The sequence below is a fragment of the Actinosynnema pretiosum genome (genome assembly GCF_024171695.1).
GTDB classification, from domain to species: Bacteria; Actinomycetota; Actinomycetes; order Mycobacteriales; family Pseudonocardiaceae; genus Actinosynnema; species Actinosynnema pretiosum.
In genome coordinates this window covers 30,354-56,605 of the sequence record NZ_JAMTCF010000001.1, presented here as the reverse complement: position 1 = coordinate 56,605, position 26,252 = coordinate 30,354, and the positions used below count along the sequence as shown (strand labels likewise).

The window sequence follows — 26,252 nt, the reverse complement described above, 5'->3', positions numbered from 1 at the left end:
CACCTCGGCGGTCAGTAGACCGGCCGGGTGGCGTCCCCGGCCAGACCCCGGTCCCAGGCTGGCACCGGCGGGCTGTAGTCGATCATGTGCGGCACCACCACGTCGAGGTACCTCGGCCGGGGGTTCTCCGCGAAGTCCACCACGGCGGCCCGCAGCTCCTCCAGCGAGGCCACCGCCGTGCCCTCGATCCCGTTGGCCCGCGCGACCAGCGCCGCGTCCACCGGGCCGGGGTCGACGCCGAAGTAGCGGCCCTCGGTGTACAGGTGCTGGAGCATCTTGATCCAGCCCATGCTGTGGTTCGTGAACTGGACGAACAGGACGGGTAGGCTGAACCTGGCTGCGGTCTCCAGCTCGCCGCACGCCATCGCGAAGCTCCCGTCAGCCGTCACGCTCACCACCCGCGTGCCCGGCAGGGCCTTGGCGACCCCGATCGCAGCCGGGATCGCGTACCCCATCGGCCCGTGCCCGCGCGGGATCACCACCTTGCGGCGGGCCCGCGCCTGCGGCCAGAACGCGGCGGTGTTCGGCGTGGGCGTGCCGGGGTCGGCCACGACCACGACGTCCTCGCCGAGCAGCTCGTGCAGCAGCTCCACGACCGCCCTCGGGTACAGCACGCCCGGCGCGTGCTCACCGCCCTCGGTGCGCGGCGTGGCGTTCCCGCGCGCCTCCGCGACGGCCTCGGCCCGCGTGCGCAGCGCCGCCCCCGGCGTGGGCTCCAGCGCGTCCAGGAGCTGCCCGAGCACCGCGCGGCAGTCGCCGACGAGCGCCGTGGAGCCGGGGAAGTTCCGCCCGGCCCGCGCCGCGTCGACGTCGATCTGCACCACGGCCTGGCCGGTGCGCGCCGGTGCGGTCCACGAGTTGGTGTCGGTGGCGTTGCCGCGCGTGCCGACCAGCAGCACCACGTCCGCCGCCGCGACGTGCGCGTTCGTGCCCGGCTGCCCGGAGTTGTTGCCGACCACGCCCAGCCACCACGGGTCGTCGGTGGCGACCGCGCCGCGCCCGTGGATCGTGCCCGCGACCCCCGCGCCGAGCCGTGCGGCCAGCTCGGCGACCTCGGCGTGCGCGCCGGACAGGTGCACGCCGCCTCCGGCGACGACCACCGGCCGCTCGGCGCCCGCCAGCAACCGGACCGCCTCCGCCACCGCGCCCGCGTCGGCCAGCGGACGCTCGGCCGGGACCACCGCCGTCGTCACCGGCACCGGCGCGGACGTCAGCTCCTCCAGCACGTTCTCCGGCACGATCACCGCGACCGGTCCCGGCCGCCCGCTCACCGCGACCCGCAGCGCCTCGGCCACCGCGCCCGGCACCTCGTCGGCGCTCTCCACGACGGTGCGCCACTTGGTGACGGCGGTGAACAGCGCGACCTGGTCGATCTCGGTCAGCGCGCCGGTGCCCCGGCTGGACGCGTGGATGTCGGAGGTGATCAGCAGCACCGGGATGCCGGACGCGAACGCCTCGCCGAGCCCGCCGACCACGTAGGTGGTCCCGCCGCCGCTGGACACCTCGACCACGCCGACCCGGTTGGTGACGCGCGCGTACCCGTCGGCCATCGCCGCCGCGTGCCGCTCGTCGCGGGCCAGCACGTGCTCGATCTCGTCGGTGCGGTGGAACAGCGCGTCGTACAGCACGACGCCGGTGTCGCCGGGAACGCCGAACAGGGTGGTGACCCCGTGGGCGATCAGGGCCTCCACGAGCGCGTCCGCGCCTCGGCGGGGAGTGGTCTGCGGTGTGGTCACGGCTGTCCTCCGGGAGAGCGGTCGGGCGCGGGGTGCTGCGGGGCGGGGTTGGCGGGGACGGCGTCGGGCGCGTCACCGGGCGCTCCCGCCACCGCACCGGTCACGGGGCGGTTCGCGGCGTCAGGCAGGTCGTCGGGGGTGTGGGCGGGCCAGGTCGTCTCGTCGCGCGCGTGGGCGGGTCCCGTGGTGCTGTCGGGCGGGTCGGCGGGCACCGGCTGACCGGCTGCGGCCACCGGCGTCATGCCACCACCCCTGGCCGTCGCGCCACCGCTCCCGGTCACCTGTGCGGTCCCGGTCGCTCGGCCGCGCCCGGTGCTCAGCGCGCCGTCCCCGATGGCGTCCTCGGCGGTCAGCGCGCCGGGAACCAGGTGGTGCTCGGCCAACCCGGCCAGCAACCGCGCCGCGTCCCCCAGCAGCGAGTCGTCGAAGAACGCCCGAGGCGAGTGGTTGCCCGCGGGCTTGCGGTCCGGTCCCACCGCCCCCGGAGCCGCCGCCCCCAGGTACCCGTACGCGCCGGGGACCCGCCGCAGCACCTCGGAGAAGTCCTCCGACCCGGTGCGCGGGTTCGCCAGCTCTGCGTACCGCTCCGGCCCGAACAGCGCCGTCGCCGTCGCGGCCAGCACCCGAGCCGACGCGGGGTCGTTCACGGTCGGCGCCATCACCTCCCGCACCACCACCTCCGCCTCGGCCCCGAACGCCGCGGCCACCCGCTCCACCACGCGCGGCAGCTCCACCGCGACGCGCGCGGTCGTGGCCTCGGAGAACGTGCGCACCCCGGCCCGCAGCACCGCCCGCTCGGCGACCACGTTGGGCGCGCTGCCCGCGTGGAACTCGCCCACGGTCAGCACCACCGGGTCGAACGCGTCGAACGCCCGGTCCACGTGCGTGTGCAGCGCCGACACGACCTGCGCGGCCACCGGGATCGCGTCCAGCCCCTCGTGCGGTCGCCCGCCGTGCCCGCCGCGCCCGGTGACGGTCACCTCCAGCACGGTGTACGCGGCCATGATCGGCCCAGGCCGGGTCATGACCACGCCGTGCGGCAGGTCCGCGATCACGTGCAGCGCGTACGCCGCCGACACCGGCCCCGCCACCTCCAGCGCGCCATCGGCGAGCATCGCCCGTGCCCCGCCGTGCCCCTCCTCGCCGGGCTGGAACAGCATCAAGACCGTGCCGTGCAACGATTCCCGCTCGGCGTGCAGCAACCGCGCCGCCCCGACCAGCGCGGCGGTGTGCAGGTCGTGCCCGCACGCGTGCATCGCCCCGTTGGCGGAGGCGAACTCCAGCCCGGTGGCCTCGGTGATCGGCAGCGCGTCGGTGTCCGCGCGCAGCGCCACCACCGGACCGGGGCGCCCGCCGCGCAGCACCGCCGCGACCCAGCTCGACCCGGTCCCGGTGGTGATCTCCAGGTCCAGGCCCGCCAGCGCGCCCAGCACGATCCCGGTGGTGACGGGCAGGTCCAGCCCCACCTCGGGCACGGCGTGCAGCTCGCGCCGCAGCGCGACCAGCTCGTCCAGCAGGACGTCCGCCCCGTCCTCCAGCCCGACCCCGGCGGTCAGCGACCCGGAAAAACCTTCCACCGCAACGTGTTCCACGCTCACGGCCGCTCCCCGGCCCGCAGCGCGGGCAGCACGTCCGCCACGACCTCGTGGAACACGTCCAGGTCGTGCGGCCCCTGCAGCGGGAACGGGAACGCGAACTCGGTGATGCCCACCTCCGCGTACCGGCCGATGGTCTCCCGGAACGCCTGCACCGAGGTCCACGGCTCGTCCCTGGTGAACCCCAGCATGAACCCGCGCCGCACGGTCCCCGGATCGCGCCCGATCCGCTCGCACTCCTCGTCCAGCGCCCGCGCCCGCCGCGCCGTCACCGCGAGGCTCTCGTCGGCGGTCAGCTGCTGCCCGCGCGCGAGCTGGCTGAACAGCGACCCGTAGGTGTGCCACACGTCCGCGTGCCGCGCCGCCACCGCGATCGTCGACCGCAGGTGCGCCGCGATCAGCAGCGGCGGTCGCCCGGCGACCGGCGGGGGAGCGGACACGCCCCTGGCGCTGTGGTGCTCGCCGACGAGCTCGTACGCGCCGCCGTCCAGCACCGCCCGCACCACGGCCGCGTACTCGCCGAACCGCGCGGCCCGCTCCTCGGGGGCCAGCGGCGCGATGCCCGCCGCCGCCTCGTCCTTGGGGTTGCCGCCCGCGCCGAGCCCGGTGGTGAACCGCCCGCCCGACACGTGGTCCAGGGTGACCGCCTGCTTGGCGAGCACGGTCGGGTTGCGCATCCCGATCGCGCTGACCAGCGTGCCGACCTCGACCCGCTCGGTGGCGGTCGCGACGCACGCGGCCAGCACCCACGGGTCGAACCGGGGCCTTGTGGGGTTCCCGTCCGCGTCGAGCGCGCTCCACAGGTGGTCGCCCGCCCACAGCGCGTCCCAGCCGTCGGCCTCGAACCCGCGCCAGCGCTCCACGAGCTCGCCGATCGGCGCGGCCTCGTAGGTCATCAACCCGAACCGCAGCGCGCTCACGCCACCCCACCTCCCAGGCCCGCCTCGGCGAGCACCTCGTCCAGCACTTGCGCGGTCACCGACCCGGACTCGCCCGCGCGGCGGTCGGCTTCCAGGTACAGCGCGCGGTAGGTCGCGGGCTGCGAGGCGGGCGCGACCTGCCCGAGCACCGCGTCCACCAGCCGCCGCTGAGACTCCTGCGGCCAGCGGGCCTCGTACGCCTCGCGGGCCCGCCCGAACGAGAAAAGCGCTTCAGCCGCAACGGTTCCGCCGCCCTCGGCCGCACCGAGCCCACCACCGCCGGGCGTCTCGACGCGCAGCACGTCCCCGCGCCGCAACGTGATCGTCCCGACCCGGCCCAGGTCCCGCTCGTCCTCGGCGCCGGGGTTGAGCACCGCCCGCCCCCGAGCGCCCGGCTGCCCGCCGCCGACGCCCCACGGCTGGTGCACCAACCGCTCCAGCCCGCGCACCGCGAACGTCACGTCGTCGCGCAGCGACCGCATCTGCACCACGAGCCCGTCCCCGCCGGGGAACTCGCCCGCACCACCGGAAGCGCGCCGGTACCGGTACTCCTCGACCAGCACCGGGACGTCCGCCTCCAGCACCTCGTTCGGCACGTTCCGCAGCCACCCGCCCATGTAGCTGGTGCCGTGCAACCCCGGCTGCCCCGGCCGCCCGCCGGACCCGCCGGTGAGCGGCTGCCCCACGGACACCCGCCGCCTGCCGGTCGCCTCGTCCACGTGCGAGATCGCCGCGATCGCGACCCCGCCCGCCCCGGTCGCCGACGCCGCCTCGGGCCTGGCCTGCGCCAGGCAGCCCACGACGCAGTCCATGATCCGGAAGAACACCGCCGCCCTGACCCCGCACGGCGCGCCCGGCCACGGGTTCACCACCGATCCCGGCGGCAGCGCGGCGGTCAGCGGGCGCACCAGCCCCGAGTTGTACGGCACTCCCTTGTCCCGCGAGTAGAACCAGTTCACCAGCGCGAACGCGAGCATGTAGTGGCCGGGCTCGCCGCCGGTGTGCAGGTTCACCGCCTCCAGCACCTGCGGCGAGGTGCCCTCGAACGACAGGTGCGCCCCGCGCCCGGACACGGTCAGCTCCAGGTTCAACCGGGTCGGTGGCACCACCGTGCCGCGCTCGCCCTCCACGCCCTCGACGTAGTCGGTGAACGCGTAGGTCCCGTCCGCGAGCTCCTCGATCATGTCCCCGGCGCGCTGCTCGGCGGTGTCGAGCAGGTCCGCGATCGCGTCCCGCACCGCCGCGACGCCGAACGAGTCCGCGACCTCGTCCAACCGCCGCTGCGCCGTGCGCAACCCGGCGACCTGCGCGTCCAGGTCGCCCAGGTTCTGCTCGGGCACGCGGGTGTTGCGCGCCACGAGGTCGAACACGGCCTGGTTGCGCCGCCCGCCGTCGACCAGCCGCACCGGCGGGATCAGCAGCCCCTCCTGGTGCAGGTCGGTGTGGTTCCAGTCGATCGAGCCGGGGACCGTGCCGCCGATGTCGGAGGAGTGCACGAAGCTCACCGCGTACGCGACGACCTCGCCGTCCACGTGCAGCGGGGCCCACGTCCACAGGTCCGGCAGGTGCGTGACGAGACCGCCGGTGCGGTCGGGGTCGTTGCTCAGCCCGACGTCGCCCGGCTGGTACGGCGCAAGGGATTCCAGCGCCGCGCGGGCCGGGATGCCGATCATCAGGTTGCCGGAGATGCGCCGGGGCGCGGCGAACACCTCGCCGTCCGGGGTGACCAGGCAGGTGCCGAAGTCCGCGGTCTGCTTGACGAAGACGCTGAAGCTGGTGCGGCGGATGTTCTCCGCCATCTCCTCCACGATCGCCGAGAAGCGGTGCGCCAGGATCTCCAGCACGACGGGCGAGCTACGCACGGGCGGCCTTCCTCTCGGCGGGGGTGACGGTGATCCGCAGGTTGCCGAGGCCGTCGACGACGGCGCGGCACCCGGAGGGCACGAAGACCGTCGTGTCGGGCGCGGACACCACGGCCGGGCCGACCAGCTCGGCGCCCGTCGCCAGCGAGTTCCTGCGGTGCACCAGCGCGGGCACGGCCACGCCGTCCTCGACCACGGTGTGCGGCAACGACTCCGCGTCGCCGCTGGCCCGCCACGGGGCGCGCGGCAGCTCGGCGGTCGCGGCCAGCACCACGCGCACGCTGCGCACGTCCAGCTCGCCGGGACCGGGGTCCACCGCGTAAGCGCGCCGGTAGGCCTCGGAAAACCCTTGGCGCAGCGCGGGAACACCCGGCTGCGCGTCCTCGGGAAGCGACACGGGGAGCGTGAACGACTGCCCCACCAGCTGCACGTCGGCCCAGCGCGTCACGCGCACGTTCGGGTGCAGCCCGTGGTCCTGCTCGTCGTACCAGGCCAGCGCGCGCGCCTCCAGACCGTCCCAGGCCGCGCGCAGCTCGGCGTCGTCCGCGGCGCCGCCGATCGGCGCGACCAGGTCGACCCGCATGTCGGTGGCCAGCGCGCCGTACGCGCACAGCGTGCCGGGGGAGGCCGGGACGACCACCTCGGCGACGTTGAGCGCCCGCGCCAGCAGCGCCGCCTGCACCGGTCCCGCGCCGCCGTAGGCGACCATGGTCAGCGCGGACGGGTCCACGCCGTGCTGCGCGCACAGCGGCACCAGTTGGGCGTGCATCATCGCCGTGGCGACGGAAACTGCGGCCTCGGCAGCCTGCTCGACGCTCAGCCCGAGCGCCCGCGCGACCGGTGTCATGGCCGCGCGCGCCGCGCCCACGTCGATGGTGAGCGCGCCCGCCGCGAAGTCCGCCGGGTCCAGGTAGCCGCACAGCACGTACGCGTCGGTCAGCGTCGGCTCGGCGCCACCGCGCCCGTAGCAGGCAGGCCCCGGTCGGGCGCCCGCGCTGCGCGGCCCGACCTTGAGCACCCCGGCCCGGTCCACCCGCACCACCGACCCGCCGCCCGCGCCGATCGAGGACACCTCGACCGACGGGATGATCAACGGGAACTCGCCGATGACGCTCTCGGTGGAGTACGGGATCTCCCCGCGCACCACCGCGCAGTCCACGCTCGTGCCGCCCATGTCCATGGTGACCACGTCGCGCAGCCCGGTGTCGGCGGCCAGCCGCACCACCCCGGCCACCCCGCTCGCCGGACCAGACAGCAGGGTCTCCACGGCCGCCCGCAGCACCTGGCCCGGCTCGTGGTCGATGGAGGCGACCCCGCCGTTGGAGCGGGTGATGTGCAGCGGGCACACCAGTCCGACCTCGCGCAGCGCCGCCGACAGGTGCGCCAGGTAGCCGCCGAGCGCGCGCCCGACGTGCGCGGCCAGCACCGCCACGGTGGCGCGCTCGAACTCCTTCTCCTCCGGCCACAGCAGCGCCGAGCAGGCCACCGGCAGGTCCGGGAACGCCTCGGCGATCACCTCCGCCGCGCGCCGCTCGTGCTCGGGGTGCTTGTGCGAGTGCAGGAACGCGACCGCGATCGCCTCCACGCCGTCCGCGACCAGTTCCCGCACCGCCGCGACGACTTCCGCCGGGTTCAGGTCGCGCTCGACGGTCCCGTCCGCGCGGTGCCGCTGCCGGATCTCCCGCACGTCGTCCCGGTCCACCAGCGGCTTCGCGGGTTCGGCGAACATGTCGATCGGGTCGTCCAGCCGCAGCCGCCCGATGTCCAGCAGGTCGGGGAACCCGGCGGTGACCAGCAGGCCGACCCGCGCGCCGGAGCGCTGGAGCACGGTGTTGAGCGCGAACGTCTGGCCGTGCGAGAAGTGCTCGACCTGCGCGGGCGCGACACCGGCGCGCTCCAGCACGCCGAGCACTCCCGCCACGACGGCCCGCGCGGGCCGCGCCGCGTCGGAGGGCACCTTGTCGGTGACCAGCTCGCCGGTGGCCGAGTCGGCGAGGACGACGTCGGTGAACGTGCCGCCGACGTCGACGCCGAGGCGGTAGCGGCGGGTGGGCTCGGTGGTCATGACCGTCCTTCCCCGGAGGAGTTCTTGTTGCCTGCCAAGCCCGATCCCCGCACGCCCAGCGCGGCCAGCGCGGCGACCGCCAGCGAGGCGACGATCATCAGGCTGGACACCGCCGACGTCGTCGGGTCCTGGTTCTGCTCCAGCCGCAGGAAGATCGCGACCGGCAGGGTGGTGACGTCCGCGGGCATCAGGAACACCGAGGTGTCGACCTCGTCGAACGAGGTGAGGAACGCGAACACCGCCGAGATCACCAGCGAGGTGCGGATCTGCGGCAGGGTGACCCGGAAGAACGTGGCCACCGGCGAGGCGCCCAGGTCGCGGGCCGCCTCCTCCAGCGCCGGGTCGAGCCCCGCGAGCCCCGCGCCCACCAGCGACACCACGAAGGGCAGCAGCAGCAACGTGTGCGCGAACGCGACCCCGCCGACCGTGCCGTACGCGGCGGGCAGCAGCGAGGCGTAGAGCACGAAGAAGCTGAACCCGGTCACCACGCGCGGCAGGCTCAGCGGCGCGACGAACACGGTGCGCAGCAGGCCAGCGCCCGGCACGTCCAGCCGGGCGATGGCGTAGGCGGCCGGAACGCCCAGCAGCAGTGAGAAGGCGGTGGCGATCGCGGCCACCTGCAAGGAGTACTGCACGCCGATCCGGAACGGCTCGTACGCCAGCGCCGAGCGCACCCACTCCAGCGTGAACCCGGACGGCACGCCGGTCAGCACGTGGTCGGTGCTGACCGAGGCCACCACCACGACCAGCAGCGGCAGCAGCACGAACACCACGCACGCGAGCGTGAAAGCCCCGCGCAGCAGGGAAACCGGCTTCACCGCGCCACCGCCCTCGACCGACCGGACGCGAGCCTGGTCAGCAGCGTGAACGCGGTCAGCACCAGCAGGGTCAGCGCCAGCAGCACCACCGCCTGCACCGCCGCGAGCGGCCAGGCCAGCTGCTGGATGTTCTGGTAGATCGTCTGCGCCAGCACGGTGACCCGGCCGCCGCCCAGCAGCGCGGGCGTGGCGAACGCGCTGATGGTCAGCGCGAACACCAGTTGCGCCCCGCTCAGCACACCGGGCAGCGTCAGCGGCAGCAGGACCTTCGTGAAGCGCCGCACCGGTCCCGCGCCGAGGTCGGCGGCGGCGGGCGCGAGGTCGGCCGGGACCGACCGCACCGACGCCAGGATCGCGAACAGCGCGAACGGCAGCTCCACGTGCACCAGCGCCACGATCACACCGGGCTCGTGGTAGAGCCAGCCGTCGAACGCGTCGCCGAACACCCCGCCCGGCCGCAGCAGCATCGCCCAGCCGTAGCTGCGCACCACCACGCTCACCAGGATCGGCGAGAACACGACGAACAGCACCGCCGCCGCCTGCCAGGAGCGGCGCATCGTGTGCACGCACCAGGCCAGCGGGTAGGCGATCAGCACGGTCAGCAGCGACACGGTCAGTCCCAGCCGCATCGTCACCCCGACCACCGACCACAGGTAGCCGTCGGACAGCGCTTCCCGCCACGTGCCCAGGTCGAACGGGGCGAACAGGGTGCTGGTCTGCTCGGTGCGGGTGCTGTAGGACACCAGCAGCGCGACGATCGAGCAGAACGCCAGCACCAGGAACGCCGTGCCGGGCGCGAGCAGGAGCGCGGCCAGCCGCCGCCGGGGCGCGCTCATCCGGCGGCCCCCGGCTCGTCGCGCAGCCGCAGCACGTCGCCCGCCGCGAAGCCCACGCCGACCAGCTCGCCGGGCCGCGCCGAGCTCTCGCCCGGCGGCAGCTCGACCAGCAGCTCCCGACCGGCGCCGGTGACGACGGTGACCCGCAGGCTGCGCCCGGTGAACCCGGTGGTGCTCACGTGCGCCGTGCCGCGCGCGTCCGGTGACCCCGGCTCGACCAGCCGCAGCGACTCGGGCCGCACCGCCAGCGCGTCGAACCCGGCCGCGTCCACGCCCGCGAACCGCAGCCCGTCCACCTCGGGCGCGGCCGAGCCGTCGGTGTCGAACACGTTGTTCTCGCCGATGAACCCGGCCACGAACCGGCTGCGCGGCGCCGCGTACAGCTCGCGGGCGCTGCCGCTCTGCTCCACCACGCCCCGGTTCATGACGGCGATCTCGTCGGCGATCTCCATCGCCTCGGCCTGGTTGTGCGTCACGCACACGAACGTCGTGCCGGTCTCCTGCTGCCACCGCCGCAGCTCGCGCCGCATCCGCAGCTGGAGCGCCAGGTCCAGCGCGCTCAGCGGCTCGTCGAGCAGCAGCACGTCCGGCTTGAGCACCAGCGAGCGGGCGATCGCGACCCGCTGCCGCTGCCCGCCGGACAGCGTCGCGGGGGAGCGGTCCGCGAACTCGCCCATCGCCACCAGGTCCAGGATGTCGCCCACCCGCCTGCGCACCTCGGCCTTGTCCCGCAAGCGGTCCGGGCCCGAGCGCAGCCCGAACGCGACGTTCTCGGCCACGCTCAGGTGCGGGAACAGCGCGCCGCTCTGGAACACCAGGTTGGTGGGCCTGCGGTGCGCGGGCGTGCGGGTGTGGTCGGCGCCGCCGATGACGACCTTGCCGCCGTCCGGGGCGTCGAGCCCGGCGACGATCCGCAGCAGGGTCGTCTTGCCGCAGCCGGACGGGCCCAGCAGGCAGTGGAAGGTGCCCGCCGGGATCGTCAGCGACACCCGGTCCAGCACGGTCGTCCCGTCGAAGCGGCGGGTGACGTCGGTGATCTCGACGGAGCTTGAGGTCGTGGACTTCGGGGGTGCTGCCATCGGGGCGCCCGTCATGTCAGATGTTGGCCTTGACGTCGTTGTTCCACGCGGTCGTGGCGTCCTTGAGGCTGCCGACCAGCGCGTTCCAGTCCAGCTTGATCGCACCCTCCACTGTGGACAGATGGAAGCTGGGGCGGTCGGCGTACTCCGGGGCCAGGGTCGCGCCGTCCACCAGCGGGATCGTGCCGGTGGCCGCGCAGTACGCGCTGACCTGCGCCGGGTCGAACAGGTCGTTCATCAGCTTCGCGGCGGCGTCGACCTGCGCGTCCGTGGAGCCCTTGACGATCTGGAAGCCCTCGGGGAACGCCATCACGCCTTCCTCGGGCACCGCGAACCCGATGGGGTCGCCCGCCTTGATCCACGGTTCGGCCACGCCCTGGAAGCCGGGGGCGATCACGACCTCGCCCGAGTTGAGCTGCTGGCGCAGCGCGTCCAGCGAGGAGATGAAGCCCCGGAACTGGCCGTCGCGCGCGGCCCTGCCGAACACGTCGACGCCCGGCTGGAAGTCGCTCTCGCTGCCGCCGTTGAGCTTCGAGATCACCGGGAGCGCGTTGACGCTGAACGACGGCGCGTCCCAGGTGGTCACCTTGCCCCGGTGGGCGCTGTTGAACAGCTCCATCCAGCTCTTGGGCGGGCCGTCCGGGAAGGCGTTCTTGTTGTAGACCAGGCCCATCGCGTCCATGACCAGGTACGCGCCCCTGCGGTCGGCGATCTTGTAGGCGCTGTTCACCTTGTCGGCGTTGGTGACCGAGTCCGGCACCGGCAGCCACAGGTCGCCGGTGTTGCCCTGGGCGAAGCTCTGCGGGTTGAAGAACCCCAGGTTCAGCAGCGGGCTGTTCGGATTGATCTGCACCGACGACACCAGCTTGGGGAAGGTGTCGGCGTTGGTGCCCTCGATGTAGCTCAGGTCCACGCCGCTCGCCTTGGCGAACGCCTCGCCGACCTGCTTGGGCACGGTGCCCTGGGCCCCTGCCCAGTGGAACATCGTCAGCTTCGTCGCCCCGGACGGGGACGAGGAGGACGAGCCGCCCGGCGTGCCGCAGGCGGCCAGGCCCGCCGCGAGGCCCGCGAAGGCCGTCGCGCGGAGAAAGCTCCGCCGGGTCGGGGAGAAGTTGTTCATGCCGGACCTCCTCGGGACACCCAGCCGTGCGCGACGGACGGCGGGGGACGGCGAGCCGCCCGAGGGGAACTTCGCATACGAATTCGTATGCGAACAAGGGTGAACGAGGTTCATCCCAAAGGGTGAGAGAGCTGGCGGCTGAACGCCGAGTGGTCTACGTGACAAGCCGATACGCTGCGGAAACGCTCCCGTCACCCCGCTCGGCGCACGGCGGGGTGATGTCGCGCACGGGTGAACGGCGGAAGTCACGCGGAGCTGCACCTCTGTGACCGGGGGCACGGCTCCGGTACAGTCAGTGGTGGCGGATACCCTGCGGCCCGTGGCACGCGCACTCGTGATCGGCAACAGCGACGGCATCGGCCTGGCGCTGAGCAGGAGGCTGCTCGACGACGGCTGGCAGGTGGTCGGCCTGTCCCGCCGCGCGGCCCCACTCGACCACCCCGCCTACGCGCACCACACCCGCGACGTCACCGATCCCGGCTACCCGGACGTGCTCGCGGGGATCGGCCGCGTGGACCTGTGCGTGTACGCGGCGGGCGTCGGCGACCTGCTGGAACTGCCCGACCTGGCCCCGCAGACCAGGGCCCTGGAGGTCAACCTCCTCGGCCTGGCCCGCACCGCGCAGGCCGTGCTGCCCGAGATGCTCGCGACGGGCTCCGGTCACCTGGTCGGCCTGTCCAGCCTCGCCGACGCGCTGATCTCGCCGCAGGCGCCCGGCTACGCGGCGTCCAAGGCGGGCATGATCTCCTACCTGCGCGGCCTGGCCGGGGCCGTGCGCGGCACCGGGGTGGCGGTCACCTGCGTCCGGTTCGGCTTCGTCGACACCAAGATGGCGAAGTCCCCGGTGAAACCGGCGCTGCTCAGCGTGGACGAGGCCGTGGAACTCCTGCTGCGCTGCCTCCGCGACCGCCCCACCACCCTGTCCCGCCCGCGCAGGATGGCGGCGGCGACCACCGTCCTGCGCCTGCTCGCCGTCCTGCGCCGCTGACGCCCGGCACCTGGTAACCGCCCTGCGCTTGCTCGCGGCCCTACGCCACTGACGCTCGGCGCTTGGTCACCGCTTGTTCTTGCTCGCGGCCCTCCGTCGCGCGCTCTGCGTCTTCCCACCGCCTTGCGCCGGTACCCCCGACCACCGCCCTGGTTCAGCCCAGGCGGGCGCTGCCCCCTGCCCTCGATCATCCGGCCGCTCGTCAGAGACCGCCATCGCGCTGCGGAAAGCCGCGCCGCAAGGACCCGCGCGCCACCATGCCTCCCTGGTCCCGTGCCCTCCAGCCCCCGCCCCCGCCCCCGCCCCCGCCCCCGCGCCCCGCGCCACCCTGCCCCCGTGCTCCGTACCCCCGCGCCCGGTCAGCTCTTCCCGGCGATCTCGGCCAAGATCCGCGCCAGCTCCACCGGCCTGCTGCGCATCGGCCAGTGCCCGGAGTCGATGTCCACGAACTCCACCCGCCGCGCCCGAGCCAGCTCCGGCACGTCCCCGTCCGCGATCCACTTCCGCGCGTCGTCCACCCCGAACTCCGGGCACACCGCCACGACCGGAACCTCGAACCGCCGTTCGTCGCTTAACCGCACCACCCCCAGCGCCACCCCCTCGGGCACCGGGATCGCGCCCTCCTCGATCTCCCGCCGGGCCTCGGCGTCCAGGTCCGCGCTGTCCGGTCCCTCGAACACCTCCCAGCCGGGGAACGGCACCGCCCCGTCGCGCACCTCGAACCCGCTGGTGTAGGTCCCGCCGTCGGCCACGGGGAACCCACCGACGAGCACCACCCCGGCCACCGCGCCCGGTCGCGCGTCCGCCGCCAGCCAGGCCAGGCTGCCCGCCGCCGAGTGCCCCACCACCAGCGGTCGCTCCGCCGCGTCCACGGCCCCCACCACCGCCGCCACCTGGTCGTCCAGCGAAGCGGCGCCGTCCCCGACCCCCTGCCCCGGCAGCACCAGCGGCACCGGCCGGTGCCCCAGCGCCCGCAGCTCGGCCGCGACCTCCTCCCAGACGGCCCCGTGCAACCACAGACCGGCGATCAGCAACACATCCACGGGCGTTCCCCTCAAGCGGTGGACCAGCACTGTGGACGGAACCGTAAGGGCGATTCCGGACGATCCGCTTCCTGATCCCCGAAGGGGTTGATCTAGCCTCGCCGGATGTCGAGCGACACCAGCCCCACCGCTCGCGCGCTGCTCGCCCTCGAACTGCTGCAACTCCGCCGCACGACCACCGCGCGGCAGCTCGCCGACCGGCTCGGCGTCACCGAGCGGGCCGCCCGCCGCTACGTCGGCGTCCTGCGCGAGGCGGGCGTGCCGGTCGAGTCCGAGCGCGGCCCGCACGGCGGCTACCGCATCCGGCGCGGCGCCCGGCTGCCCCCGATCGCGTTCACCCAGGACGAGGCGCTGGGTCTGGTCATGGCCGTCCTGGACGGCCACCCGACCGCCACCAGCGCGGGCGACCCGGTCGGCGCGGCGCTGGACCGCGTGGTCCGGGCCCTGCCAGAGCAGGTCGCGCGCCAGGCCGAGGCGCTGCGCGCGCACGCCTCCGCCGCCCCCGACCGGTGGCGCGCCCGCCTGGACCCGGCCACCACCGGCGCCCTCGTCACCGCCATCGCCGAGGGCAACCGGGTCGTCATCGCCTACGAGAGCGCGGGTGGCCGCCGCTGGGAGACCGAGGTGGACCCGTGGGCGGTCGTCGTCCGGCACGGCCGCTGGTACCTGCTGTGCCACTCGCACCACGCCGACGCGATCCGCACCTACCGGGTCGACCGCGTCCGCGCGATCACCCCGACCCGCACCCCGTTCACGCCGCCACCCGACCTGGACCCGGTGGCCGCGCTGGAGGAGAACCTCGGCACGGGCTGGGAGTTCCCCACCAGGGTCCGCTTCGCCGCGCCGCTGCCCGAGGTGGCCGAGTGGGTGCACCCGTCCATGGGCAGGTTGGAGGCGCGGGGGAGCGGGTGCCTGCTCGTCGGCAGCACCAGCAACCCGGCGATGTACGCGCAGGAGTACCTCGCGACCGTGCCCTTCGACTTCCGGGTCGAGGGCGGCGACGAGCTGCGGGCCGCAGTCGCCACCGTCGCGACCCGCTTCGCGGCGGCCCTGACCCCGGAGGACGATCCGCACCCACCCCGCTAGCGCACCCCGGACGACGCTCCCCGACCCGCGCCCCCGCCGCCCGGAAGCCCAGCCGTCCGAGGGACCGCCGCCGTCGCGGACCACCGCCGAGGATCAGCCGCTCACCGCAGAACCGCCGCCACCCGAGGCACCCCCACCGGCGCCTGAGCCACCACCGGTCACGCTCCCGGCCCCGACCGCGCTCCCGGAAGCGCTCGCGCCCCTCTCCGCGCCGCCATCCCGCGCCACGCCATTCCCGGAGCCGTCGCCTTCCACGCCCCCGCCGCCCTCGGCGACTCGGTGGCCACCCGCGCTCCCGCCACTGGCGACTTCGCGCACGTTCGCGCCCCCGTGGCCACTCGCGTTCCCGCCGCCCCCGGCGACTTCGTGCACCTCCGCGCCCCCGTGGCCACCCGTGCTCTCGTCTCCACCGGTGCCTCCGTGACCGGCCACGCCCCCGCCGCCACCCACGTGCACCGGGTCGTCCAGCGTCCGGAACACCGGCAGGACCAGCGCCACCAGGACCGTCACCACCAGCACCCCGGCCAGCAGCATCCCCGCCACCTCCAGCCCCGCCCCGGCGGCCACCGCCGCGATCGGCGCGGTGGTCAGCGCGGGCGCGGCCAGCAGCAGCGAGTTCTGCGCCCCGATCACCCGCCCCCGCAGCTCGTCCGGCGTCACCTCGATCGCCAGCACCCCGAGCACCGCCCCGATCGGCCCGTTCGCGGCCCCCAGCAGCGCAGCGCCCGCGAGCACCGCCCACGGCGACACCAGCGCGCCGATCAGCCCGATCCCGATCGCCGTGCCGACCATCCCGACCACGAACCAGGTCCGCCGCGTCACCCGTCCCGCCGCGGTCGCGTACACCACGGACCCGACGATCCCGCCCGCCGCGAGCGCGCTGAGCGTCAACCCGGTCAGCCCCGGCAGCTCCTCGCGGGTGAAGTACGCGGGCATGACCGTGGTCTGGAGCGCGAGCAGCACCGAGACGAAGACCGCGGACACGAGGGTGCTGCCCAGCAGCACCCGGCTGCGGGCCATGAACCGCCAGGAGACCACCAGGTCCGCCCCGGCCCTGCGCAGCACCGACCCCTCGCTCGGCCGCACCTCGCCCGCCCGCTTGTCGAGGGCGAGCGTCAGCAGCGCGGCGAGCGCGCTCGTGCCCGCCGTGATCAGCAGCAGCGCGGACGACGCCCCGAGCAGCCACACCAGCAGCCCGCCGATGCCGGGACCGGCGAGCACCAGCACCCCGGACAGCGCCTCGCGGGTGGCGACGAGCCGGTCGAGCGCGGTCTTGGGCTGGTCGCGGACCAGGTTGGGCAGCAGCACCTCGTGCGCGGTCATGCCGGGCGCGTCGACCAGCGCCCCGAGCACGCCCAGCACGATGAACCAGCCCAGGTCGAGCCCCCACAGGGCGTCGACCACGGGCAGCGCGGCGACCGAGACCGCGGACAGCATATTGGCGACCACCGACACCGTGCGCCGGTTGAACCGGTCGACCAGCACCCCGGCGAGCACCCCGACCACCGCCGAGGCCGCCGCCGAGGTCGTGGCCAGCAGCCCGGCGGCCAGCACGTCACCCGTCCGGGCGAGCACCAGCAGCGGCAGCACGACCCCGCCGATGGTGTTGCCCAGCAACCCCAGCCCGTACGAACCCAGGTACACCACGACATCGCGTCGCAAGGTCCCCACCACCCCTCGTCTGCCTACCGATTCGGTAGGGAATCTACCAAAACGGTAGACGACCTACCGATGTGGTAGGTCACAAACCGATCCGGTCGGCAGCGGTGCTAGCCTGTTCGGATGCCGAGGCCGACCAAGCACGAGCTCGACGCGGAGATCATCGACTCGGCGGCGAGGCTCTTCGCCCGGCACGGCTTCGCGCACACCTCGCTCCAGCAGTTGGCCGACGCGGTCGGCTACACCAAGGCCGGGCTCCTGCACCACTACCCGAGCAAGAAAGCCCTCTACCAGGCGGTGCTGGAGCGGGGGACCGCCGAGACGCGCGCCCTGCTGGAGCGGGTCGACCACCTCCCACCGGGGCGGGAGCGCGACCACGCGGCCATCGTCGGCTCGGTCCAGATCACGATCGACTGGCCGGGCCTGTCGATGCTGTCGTTCAGCGCGAGCACGGGCGGCGACCCCCTGGACCAGGAGGAGTTCCTGGAGATGGGCCGGATCATGCTGGCGATCTTCTGCCTGGACCCGGAGGACTACGAGGAGACGCGGTTCATCCGCCTCGGCGTGGCGACCGCCGGGCTGATGTCGATCACCCTGGCCGCCGTCGAGCTCGGCTGCCACGAGCGGTGGCGCGACCGGATCGTCGCCACGGCCATGGCGGCGCTGGGGCACGGCGAGGGCTGAGCCCCCGCCGCCCGCCGCGTCGCCGCCGCGTCACCGCCGCGCCAGCCACCCCGCCACGAGCTCCCGGTCCGCGACGGCGTCCAGCACCCGCTCCCGCTCCGGCCCGGTCAGCTCCACCTCGGTGAGCAGCCGCCCCCACTCCGGCACCCGCTCCAGCGTCCCCGCCTCCTCCGCGAGGTCGATCAGCATCCCCAGCGCCACCGCCCGCTCCACGGCGGGCGCCCCGTCGCCGTGCCGCCGCAGCCCGGAGTTCAACGCCCGGAACGCGGCCTTCGGGTCCTGCTTGAACTCGCTCAGCACCCGCGCGTTGTCGAGCACCTTCGCCAGCCCCTCCAGCGCGGACGACCCGCCGTACTCCACCTCGGGCTCGTCGCGCTGGATGAAGACCAGCGAGTTCCCCGACGGGTCCACGACGGTGAACCGGGAGGACCCCTGCCGGAACCGGGTGATCCTGGGCACCCCCTTCGACGGAACCTTCCCGTGCGCCGCGCGCATCGCCGCCGTGAACGCCGCGTGGTACGCGGCCACCGAGTCGACCATCACCAGGCAGCCGCCGGTGCTCTCCGACTCCGGGTCCACGTGCTCGGGCGCTTTCGCGTAGTGCAGCGCCATCCCGCTCCACGCGAACACCAGGTACAGGTAGGGCCGCGTCTGCTCGTAGGCGGTCTCGAACCCCAGCGCGCGCCAGAACGCCAGGGTCTCCTCGGCCGACGTGCACCACAGCAGCGGGACGGTCGTCTCGTTCGGGCGGACGGTCTCCTCGGGCACGGCAGTGCTCCTCACCGGATCTCGTGAAGGGGGACGGGTTCGGAGTCTGGCAAGGGAAACCCCTCGCCCGCACATGGGAATCGATTCAGCTCCCACGCTCGTGAGCACTCCTCGCACGGCGGAGGGCGCCCGCCCGTCACGTCACCGTCCACATGCGACTCACCGGTCGCGCCCGCCCGTCCGGCGCACCCCGCGCGCTTCGGTTTCCCGAAGCGCGCACCGGGGTCCCGCGTGATCTCGGGGGGCCCGGTGGCGGCCGGGGGGAGGGGTGTGAGATTTTGATCTTGTGGTGGTCGTCCTGACCGTCACGAGCGCGGCGCGGGTCGGTGGACGGATCCCGCGCGGCGGGCTTCGGACGGCGCGGTCGGGGAGTGGAGATGGCGAACATCAAGGGGCTGGGCCTGCTCCTGGGCATGGCTTTCCTGACCCTGCTGGTGGTTCCCGTGCTGCCCTCCGCCATCGACGACCCTGTCACCACCATCGGGCTCGCCGCCGCGCTGGCGGTCCTGCTGTGCGGCCTGTGGTACCTGGTGGTCCGCGTGCAGCTGTGGCTGGCCGACTTCCTGGACAGCAGGCGCCGGACCCCGCGCAAGCGCGCGCCGCGCGAGGTCGACGACATGACCGCCGCCGCCCAGCGCGGCGCTGCCCCGCGCCGCCGTGCGAAGCCCAGGGCGAAGACCGCGGCGAAGCCCAAGCCCGCCGCCCGGTCCAGGACGGCCGCGAAGTCCACCACCAAGCGCAAGCCGTCCCCGCCGAAGCGGTCGACCAGGGCCCGCTAGGAAGCGGGCAGTTCCGGGAACACGAGCTTCGGCTCGCCACTGGGCAGGATCTCCAGCAGCGGCACCACCTTCCCCACCGCGCTCCCGTCCTCGCCGTAGGACAGCGGCCCGCTCACACCGATGACGTTCCTCTCGTTCCGGAGGGCGTCGAACATCCCGCCGACCACCGAGGCGCTCACCGGCTTGTCCTTCGGAGCCCCGCTCGCGGCCTCCGCCACGGTCTTCACCGCGTCGTAGGACAGCACGGTCCCGTCGTCGCCCAGCGCCGCGCGGTCCAGCTCGGGAACGCCCCCCGCGCCCCCGATGAACTGCTCGACCAAGTGCGCGTTCTTGTTGCTGGTCGACGCCGCCCGCAGCTCGCCCGCACCGGTCACCGCCAGGCTCGTGGCGACGATCCGCACCTTGCTGTCCGCCAGCGCGGACTGGAACCGCGCTTCGCCCAACTGGCTCTCGGTCAGGCTGTCGTCACCGGTCAGCACGAGCAGCCCGTCGGGGCAGTCGCGCGTGGCCATCTGGTCCACCAGCAGCGCCAGATCCCTTCCCCGTCCGGCGAAGTACACCAGGTCGATCCCCTCCGCGCAGATCCCCGCCAGGCTCGACTTCAGCACGGCGACGGTCGTTCCGGTGTCCACGCCGGAGTTGTACCGCAGCGTGGGCTCGCCGACCTTCCCGCCGAGCTGCTCGAACCCCTCCCTGAACCCCTCCGCCAGGCTCGCCGGGTACCTGTCCTCCTTGTTGGTGTCGACCACCAGCGCGGCGGTGCGCCCGCTCTCCGCCCCGAGCCCGCCGAACGCCCACTCGGCGGCGGCCCTGCCCTGGGCTCGGTTGCTGGGAGCCGGTCGCAGCAGGCCGTGGACGTCGTCGAACTCGTCCGAGGTCAACGTCGAGGAGACCATCGGGATCCCCAGCGCGGACAGGGCTTCCGCCGCCTCGTGCACGGTTCCCAGGCTCTGCCCCAGGCCGGTGACCGCGACGACCCGGTCGGGCGCGGCCTGCCTGGCGTCGATCCGCCCGACCACCTCCGCCCAGTGCTCGAACCGGTCGCCCGCGTTGGCCAGCAACAGCTTCAGCCTCGGCGTGTGGCCGCTCCGGTTGTGCACCAGCTGCGCCCGAGCCGCCCCGAGCGCGTCGTGCCGGACCTGCTCCGCCAGCTCGAAGCTCTCCTCCTCGGGCGTCATGGCCAGCAGCACCACGACGCTCACCACGTTCGGCCCGTCGGCCACCGCCGCGTTCTGCTCCCGGATCGTCCGCACCACGTCCGCGTACTCCGACCGCCCGAAGTCGAAGTCGCTGTCGGCGTCCGCGACCCCGACGCACTGCTCGTCCACCAGGACCAGCTCGTCCCGCCCGCCGCAGTCCACCGGCATCGCGCGGACCCCCACCACCGCGCCCGCCACCAGGACCAGCGCGCCGACCACGGCCGCGCCGACGAGCTTCGGCCTGTGCCACCAAGGTCGGGAATCGGGTATCGCCACGTTCTTCCTCCCCCGCGAATCCGTCGGTGTTCGAGGAGAACCGCTCAGCGGTCCGCCTTCTCCTCGTGCTCCCTGACCACCCGGCGGAACGCCAGGTGCCCGTCCCTCCCGCGCGCGGCCACCTCGCGCAGGCTGCCCGCCACCCGCGAGTGGTGCTCGCGCCGGTGCGCGATCCGGTGCGGGTCGTTCGCCGCCTGCCAGTGCGCGAGCACCGAGTGCACCGGGGAATCGCACCGCGCGGGCACGTGGGCCCCCGGCCGCAGCGGACTCGTCGTCACGACCCGCACCACGTCCAACCACGCCTGCCCGCTGTCCCGCTCCAGGCTCTCCTCGACCCGCCACACCACCTCCTCGACCTCGCCCGCCGCGAGCAGGTGGTGCAGCCGTCCCGCCTCGTCGCCCCTGCGCTCGGCGAGCTTGACCAGTTCGGCGAACACCGAGTCCCAGCCGCCGACCTCCCCCTCGGTTCTGCCCGCCAACCTGCGCAGCAGCAGCAACCGCAGCAGCGGGTGCATCACCGCCGCCCCGTCCGGCCCGGTGCGCGACCACACCGCCAGGCTGAACAGGTTGCTGCGCGGGTGCAGCCCGGCCGTGGTGATCAGCGTCGCCGCCTCCTCCAGCGTCCTGGCCGCCGCGCACGCCACCAGCGCGTCCGAACCCACGACCAGCCCGTCCAGCAACAGGTTCAGCAGCCGGTCGCCCACGGGGGTCGCGCCGTCCGACGACGGCGCCGACAGCAGCTCGTCCGGCGTCACCACCGCACCGCCCAGCAGCGCGGCGGCCAGCGCCAGCTCGCGCGTCGCCGCCGCGTGCCCGGACGCGAGCGCGTGCACCACCTCGGCCGCGTGCCGACCGCCCGCGCCCGCCGCGCGCACCACCCGGTCCACCTGCCGCTCGGTCAGCTCCAGCACCGGCAGCGCCGTCAGCGGCTCGGTCAACGCCGCCACCGCCACCTCCCTGCGCCGCTCGGGCACCCGCAGCCCCTCGGCCAGCAGCGGTCCGGGACCGCCGTCCTCGGCGAGCAGACCGAGCCCGCGCACCAGGTCCCGCTCGCCGGTGGTGACCAGCGCCAGCCTCGGCGGCGGCTGCCCCAGGCTCTCCCGCCACGCCCGCGCCCGCCGCCACGCCACCAGCAGCGCGGTCGGGTCCACGGTGTCGTCGACCAGCACGGTCGGGTCCAGCAGCCGCGCCCGCGACGGCAGCGCGTCGTCCAGGTCGGCCAGGAAGTGCCGCAGCACCAGCAGGTCCAGCTCCGCGCGCGCCTGCGGGGTGTCCCGCCCGAGCAGCGCCACCACCTCGTCGCGCGCCTCCGCGCCGACCCGCCCGCGCCGCAACAGGCCGCGCGTCGCCCGGCGCGCGATGCCCGCCAGCACCCCGTCCGCCGCCGGGACCTCCAGCCGCTCCCGCAACCGCTCCAGCGCCACCGGCAGCGGCTCCTGCTCGCCGCGCCGCGCGGGCGCCGCGATCGCCGCGCAATCGGCCAGGAACCGGGGGAAGCCCCACTTCCAGCCCTGCGCGGCCAGTTCCAGCAGCACCACGAACAGCAGCTCGTGCACCGCCCGCCCACGCCGCCGGGTGTGCCGGGGCAGCGCGATGAGCGCGTGCGGCTGGCGCCCGGCCAGCAGCTCCCCGCGCAGCACCCGCAACGCCCGCGAGCGCCCGGAACCGCTGGGGCCGAACAGCACCACCGCCGTCGCCCGCCCCGGACCACCGGGGTTCAGCACCGCGCGGACCGCCGCCACCGACGGATCGTCGTCGTCCTCGCGCAGCGGCGGCAGCGACCGCTGACCGCGCTCCTCCGGCACCATGGGCGCCTGCGCGGCCGGTTCCGGCTGCGGTGGCACGGCGATCAGCGGCGGGTCCTCCTCCCGCACCGCCCAGGGCATCTCGCCCTGCGCGCGCATCCAGCCCCGGTAGGTCCTGCCCTGGACGATCTCCGCGAACTCCTCGAACAGGTGCGGCTCGCAACCGGGGTCGCCCCGCACGACGTCCCGGTGGAAACCGCTGGACACCACCAGGACCAGTGCCGAACCGGACTCGCGCAGCCTGCCCTTGACCTGCAGGGCGTCGCACAACCGCTTGGTCTCGTCGATCGCCGACCCGACCTCCTCGTTGGCCAGCGGCACGACCTCGCCGTGGTGCACCGCGAGCCGCAACCGCATCCTGGCCTGCTCGCTCGCCCCGGAGTTGTAGCGCAGCAGGCTCCGCACCAGCGTCCGCGCGAACTCGGTCACCAGGCGCACCTTGGGGATCGCCGGGTCGAACAGGATCAGCGCGCCGTCCCCGCGCTCCCGCACCGTGACCTGCCCGGCGCCCGCCCGCGTGGCCGACACCGCCTCCTCCAGCATCTTCGGCAGCGCCCCGATCATCCTGACCTTGTCGCCCTGCCGCCGCGCCGACGCGGTCGACCCCGCTATGTCCACGAAGACGATCGACCGGTGAACCGCCTCCGCCTGATCCCCCGAAACCACTGGCGCCACTGGAACCCCCTGGGTGAGCACGCCCCCTCGCCCCGCGCGAGCACGCCCCGGTCCCCGCCCGAGGTCCGGGGCGCCACAACGCGCTGTCTTCTTCATCTGACCCAGAAAACGCGGCGTAATCACGGGAAAAGCGCGTTTTCCTCCGGCCGGGGCATTGGCGCTTGGTTGGCGCGACCGCCCTGCCTGCCCCAACCGGTCCCGCGCCTGCGGGAAACCGGCGGCACCGGCTGAGTTTTCCTTCAGGAAAAGGGGAACCGGCGGATTCGGCCACAACCGAAAGGTGGGACGCCCGAGCGGGCGTCCCACCTGTGCGCGGAATTCGACCGGCGGTCGACGGGGGAGTGCTCGACGGGGGCGGAGTTCGACAGGGGCGGCGTTCGACGGGCCGAGCTTTCAGGGGGCGGGAATCCGGAGGGGCACGGGTCCAGGGGGGCGGGAATCCGCAGGGGTCAGCGGTCGACGCGGTCCGGCGGCAGCAGGTGGCCGATCAGCGCCAGGTTCTGGATCGCGGCCAACCCGTACTGCGCGCTGGCGTTGGTGGACACGAACGCCGCCTCGTCCACCGGCCGGTGCGCCAGCGGCGCGGGCACCCGCTCGGACCGCCACGGCAGCCCCGGCCCGTACCCCTCCTGCCCGCCGAAGAACTCGTCCCACGCCCGCTTCGCCAGCGCCGCGTCACCGGTGCGCGCCGCCGCGTACGCGGTCAACCGGGAGTGCATCTGCCGGAACCCGGTGTCCCACGACCCGCCCACCTCGGCCTGCTGCTCGGCCCGCGTCGCCCCGTACAACCGGCAGTACTGGAGCCAGGCCCGCTCGAACCCCGCGCCCGCGCCCAGCTCCACCAGCTCGCTGCACACCTCGACCAGCCCGAACACCGCCGACAGGTGCGAGACGCTGATCGCCACCCGGTCCCGCGCGAACCGCCCGGTCTCCAGGTCGTACAGCGCCTCGCCGGTGAGGAAACCGTTGCGCAGCGCGCCGATGTCCTCCGCCGTTCCCAGCAGCTTGCGGCGCGCCACCGGGTCGCCGTCGCGCTCCCACTCGGTCAGCCACGCCGCCGCCAGCGCGCCCCAGTCGGTGCCGAGGCCAACGGCCAGCGCGCGCGGATCGGGCTCGTACGGCTCGGTGCGGATCTTGCGCAGCGGGTCCAGCGCGACGAACGTCCGGTCGGCGTCCACCAGGTCCCGCATCAGGTCGCCGGTGTGCTCGTCGGTGGTCAGGTAGTGGTGGAACCGGCGGTTCGCCGCGGTGCTGATCCGCAGCTGCTTGGCGCTGCACCCCCAGTGCTGCACGTTGTGCCGCGTGCCGAGGTCCTTCCACTGGCCGAGGTGGTAGACGTCGACGTCGCCGGTGTGCCGGGTCATCGCCTCGGCCATCCGGAACACGTCGGACCGGCCGGAGCGCAGGAACTGGTACCACAGCCACAGGTCCGTGGACAGCTCCGAGTTGTCCCAGGCGTAGCCGCCGACGTCGTAGCGCCACTGGTGCCGGTCGGCGTCCTGGGTGTGCATCACGTCGCCGTGGTCCCAGAAGCCGTACCAGCGCCGCTGCTCGACCTGGTCGCGGTGGTGGGCGAACAGGAAGTCCAGCCGGTCCTCGATCGCGGCCCGCGCGGGCGTCGAGCGGTCCACCGGGGCCCAGTCGCCGAACACGCGCGCCGCGTGCAACCGCTCCGGGGACACCACCGGCTGCGGCGGGGTCGCGGCGGCGCGGGCCATCGCGGCGAGCCGGTCCGCGTCCGGGGTCGCGTCGACCGCCCACAGGGTCAGCTCGCTGGTCCGGGAGATCCCGAGCGGCGTGCCGAAGCCCGGTTCGTAGTCCTCGTAGGTGATCTGGAGGCCTTCCAGCTGCTCGGCGAACGTGTCCATGCCGAGACCGCCGTGGTAGAAGCGCAGGTCCATCGGCGGCGCGTCCGGCGACCATAGCCACGCCGTCGCCGTCGCGGTGTCACCGGCCGCGCCGCGCACGTCCAGGCCGGACGGGCAGGACTGCCAGAAGTCCCGCAGCCCGATCGCCAGGCCGCCGGACGCGCCGCCCACGTAGCCCAGTCCGGGGTTGCGGTGACCGGCGTCCACCCGCACCCACGCGTGGCCGGGCGCGGTGCGCTTGCGCAGCAGCCAGCCGTCCGGGCCCGGCTGGGTCAGGGTGTAGTCGCCCCAGGTCGGGATCAGGTTCAGCCTGCCGCTCACCCTGGTGTCCCAGGTCTCGACCGGCGGCAGCGCCCGCCCGGCCACCTGCGCCGCGCGGACCGGGGCCCCCGGATCGCGGCGCAGGCCGGTGACGCCGCGCACCGCCTCCCGCACCAGACCGCCGTCGTCACCGGAGAAGCGCACGTGCCGGTCGTGCGGGACATCGCGCATGGGCACGTCGAACCGGACGCCCAGCCCGCGCACCCGGTCGTCGTCGGCGCCGTCCCAGACGAAGGTGTGCACGAGGCGGATCGCGTCCGAGCCCGCGGTGAAGTAGAGGCGTACCGTGAAGGGCAGCCACTCGCGGCCGGTGCTCGGCGACCGGTGCACCCCCTGGACCCGGACCACGGCCCGGACGGGTCCGCGCTGCTCCACGCTCACCGAGCGCACGCTGCTCGTGAACGGCTCCCTGCGCGTCGTGGCCGCGTCCTCGTCGGCCTCGGCGAACTCCTCGCGCAGGCAGACCAGCCGCGCCCGGCGCAGCACCGCGCGCCCGCCCCTGGTGACCTGTTCCACCAGGTGGGCGCCGCGCCGGACGATCACCGCCTCCAGGTCGCCGGTGCGCACGACCAGCCTGCTCGGCTCCTCCCGCACCTCCACCGGGTGCGCGGGGGCCTGGGGCGCGCCCGCTTCCACCCGGCAGCTCTCGACCGCCGCGCCGCCCGCGATGGCGTGACCGGTCCACTTGAGCGAGCCGTCCGGCCAGAGCGCCAGCGGCCAGGTCTGCACCGGGATCGGCTCGCCCGAGGCGCTGACCAGCGCGAACGCCTGGTCCCGGCGGTGCTGCCCACGCGGCCACGGCACACCCCAGGCCGCGCCCGCGTGCAACTCCGGCCTGCCCTCCAGCCACCGCACCTCGGTGCTCTCCAGGCTCGACGGTCGCTGTCCCGGTCGTTGCCCTGGTCGCCCTCCGGGGGCCGCCGCGTGCGCCGACGCGGCCAGCCCCGGAGCGGCGCCCCCGGCCGCCCCAGCGACGACACCACCGAGGAACGTGCGGCGCTGCACGGATGCCATCCGGGTCCCCTCACCTCGTGGAAAGCCCTTTCCGACCTGGGCACTGCACCACCGCC

Annotated in this window: 19 protein-coding genes; 4 read left to right on the top strand and 15 right to left on the bottom strand. The window is 74.5% G+C overall.

Features of this window, described 5'->3' with window-relative positions; all coding sequences use genetic code 11:
* Window positions 1–11 precede the first annotated feature (11 nt).
* Genes LV78_RS41430 through LV78_RS00160 form a run of 9 tightly spaced genes read right to left on the bottom strand, consistent with a single transcriptional unit; the run spans window position 12 to window position 12,031 of the window.
* Entirely contained in the window at window positions 12–1,736 is a 1,725-nt protein-coding gene (locus tag LV78_RS41430) for a thiamine pyrophosphate-binding protein (protein ID WP_253842464.1), read from the bottom strand.
* Window positions 1,733–3,334, bottom strand: a complete 1,602-nt coding sequence (locus LV78_RS00195; RefSeq protein ID WP_308208653.1) for a M20 metallopeptidase family protein — start codon at window positions 3,332–3,334, stop codon at window positions 1,733–1,735. The genes LV78_RS41430 and LV78_RS00195 overlap by 4 nt, the downstream gene beginning before the upstream one ends.
* Window positions 3,331–4,251: an LLM class flavin-dependent oxidoreductase gene (locus LV78_RS00190; protein WP_253842463.1), complete on the bottom strand. Its 921-nt coding sequence runs from the start codon at window positions 4,249–4,251 to the stop codon at window positions 3,331–3,333. The genes LV78_RS00195 and LV78_RS00190 overlap by 4 nt, the downstream gene beginning before the upstream one ends.
* The gene (locus tag LV78_RS00185) at window positions 4,248–6,113 is read right to left on the bottom strand and encodes a hydantoinase B/oxoprolinase family protein (RefSeq protein WP_253842462.1); all 1,866 of its coding nucleotides are present in this window, start codon (window positions 6,111–6,113) and stop codon (window positions 4,248–4,250) included. The genes LV78_RS00190 and LV78_RS00185 overlap by 4 nt, the downstream gene beginning before the upstream one ends.
* Window positions 6,106–8,178, bottom strand: a complete 2,073-nt coding sequence (locus LV78_RS00180; RefSeq protein ID WP_253842461.1) for a hydantoinase/oxoprolinase family protein — start codon at window positions 8,176–8,178, stop codon at window positions 6,106–6,108. Before LV78_RS00180 ends, LV78_RS00185 begins: the two co-directional genes overlap by 8 nt.
* Window positions 8,175–8,996, bottom strand: a complete 822-nt coding sequence (locus tag LV78_RS00175; protein ID WP_253842460.1) for an ABC transporter permease — start codon at window positions 8,994–8,996, stop codon at window positions 8,175–8,177. The genes LV78_RS00180 and LV78_RS00175 overlap by 4 nt, the downstream gene beginning before the upstream one ends.
* On the bottom strand, window positions 8,993–9,832 hold the full coding sequence (locus LV78_RS00170; protein WP_253842459.1) for an ABC transporter permease: 840 nt from the start codon (window positions 9,830–9,832) through the stop codon (window positions 8,993–8,995). Before LV78_RS00170 ends, LV78_RS00175 begins: the two co-directional genes overlap by 4 nt.
* Complete coding sequence (locus tag LV78_RS00165; RefSeq protein ID WP_253842458.1) at window positions 9,829–10,911, bottom strand: ABC transporter ATP-binding protein; 1,083 nt, start codon at window positions 10,909–10,911, stop codon at window positions 9,829–9,831. The genes LV78_RS00170 and LV78_RS00165 overlap by 4 nt, the downstream gene beginning before the upstream one ends.
* Before the next feature lie 16 nt (window positions 10,912–10,927).
* Window positions 10,928–12,031 (bottom strand): ABC transporter substrate-binding protein, encoded by a 1,104-nt coding sequence (locus LV78_RS00160; protein WP_253842457.1) that lies wholly within the window; start codon window positions 12,029–12,031, stop codon window positions 10,928–10,930.
* 319 nt (window positions 12,032–12,350) lie between these two features.
* Here LV78_RS00160 and LV78_RS00155 point away from each other — a divergent pair, with 319 nt between their 5' ends.
* The gene (locus LV78_RS00155) at window positions 12,351–13,019 is read left to right on the top strand and encodes an SDR family NAD(P)-dependent oxidoreductase (RefSeq protein WP_253842456.1); all 669 of its coding nucleotides are present in this window, start codon (window positions 12,351–12,353) and stop codon (window positions 13,017–13,019) included.
* 359 nt (window positions 13,020–13,378) lie between these two features.
* Here LV78_RS00155 and LV78_RS00150 read toward each other — a convergent pair whose 3' ends face one another.
* The gene (locus tag LV78_RS00150) at window positions 13,379–14,062 is read right to left on the bottom strand and encodes an alpha/beta fold hydrolase (protein WP_253842455.1); all 684 of its coding nucleotides are present in this window, start codon (window positions 14,060–14,062) and stop codon (window positions 13,379–13,381) included.
* Between the two features lie 105 nt (window positions 14,063–14,167).
* Between LV78_RS00150 and LV78_RS00145 the strand changes: the two genes are divergently transcribed.
* A complete protein-coding gene (locus tag LV78_RS00145) occupies window positions 14,168–15,148 on the top strand; it encodes a helix-turn-helix transcriptional regulator (RefSeq protein WP_253842454.1) in 981 nt (326 codons plus the stop codon).
* A 93-nt stretch (window positions 15,149–15,241) separates the two neighbouring features.
* Here the strand turns inward: LV78_RS00145 and LV78_RS00140 are convergent, their stop codons facing one another.
* Window positions 15,242–16,819, bottom strand: coding sequence for an MFS transporter (locus LV78_RS00140; protein ID WP_308208652.1), 1,578 nt, complete (start codon window positions 16,817–16,819; stop codon window positions 15,242–15,244).
* 111 nt (window positions 16,820–16,930) lie between these two features.
* On the opposite strand from LV78_RS00140, the gene LV78_RS00135 reads away from it, so the two are divergent.
* Window positions 16,931–17,491, top strand: coding sequence for a TetR/AcrR family transcriptional regulator (locus LV78_RS00135; RefSeq protein WP_253842453.1), 561 nt, complete (start codon window positions 16,931–16,933; stop codon window positions 17,489–17,491).
* Window positions 17,492–17,521: 30 nt separating this feature from the next.
* Here the strand turns inward: LV78_RS00135 and LV78_RS00130 are convergent, their stop codons facing one another.
* Complete coding sequence (locus LV78_RS00130) at window positions 17,522–18,259, bottom strand: DUF8817 family protein (protein WP_253842452.1); 738 nt, start codon at window positions 18,257–18,259, stop codon at window positions 17,522–17,524.
* A 377-nt stretch (window positions 18,260–18,636) separates the two neighbouring features.
* Between LV78_RS00130 and LV78_RS00125 the strand changes: the two genes are divergently transcribed.
* Window positions 18,637–19,038, top strand: a complete 402-nt coding sequence (locus tag LV78_RS00125) for a hypothetical protein (protein ID WP_253842451.1) — start codon at window positions 18,637–18,639, stop codon at window positions 19,036–19,038.
* On the opposite strand, the gene LV78_RS00120 is transcribed toward LV78_RS00125, so the two are convergent.
* The 3 genes from LV78_RS00120 to LV78_RS00110 all read right to left on the bottom strand — a co-directional run bounded on the left by LV78_RS00120 (window position 19,035) and on the right by LV78_RS00110 (window position 26,196).
* Window positions 19,035–20,513 carry a type 1 periplasmic-binding domain-containing protein gene (locus LV78_RS00120; protein WP_253842450.1) on the bottom strand — a complete coding sequence of 493 codons (1,479 nt, stop codon included), beginning with the start codon at window positions 20,511–20,513 and terminating at the stop codon, window positions 19,035–19,037. The genes LV78_RS00125 and LV78_RS00120 overlap by 4 nt on opposite strands.
* A gap of 44 nt (window positions 20,514–20,557) precedes the next feature.
* Window positions 20,558–22,984 (bottom strand): nucleotidyl cyclase domain-containing protein, encoded by a 2,427-nt coding sequence (locus tag LV78_RS00115; protein ID WP_253842449.1) that lies wholly within the window; start codon window positions 22,982–22,984, stop codon window positions 20,558–20,560.
* Window positions 22,985–23,442: 458 nt separating this feature from the next.
* Window positions 23,443–26,196, bottom strand: a complete 2,754-nt coding sequence (locus tag LV78_RS00110; RefSeq protein ID WP_253842448.1) for an exo-rhamnogalacturonan lyase family protein — start codon at window positions 26,194–26,196, stop codon at window positions 23,443–23,445.
* Window positions 26,197–26,252: the final 56 nt, after the last annotated feature.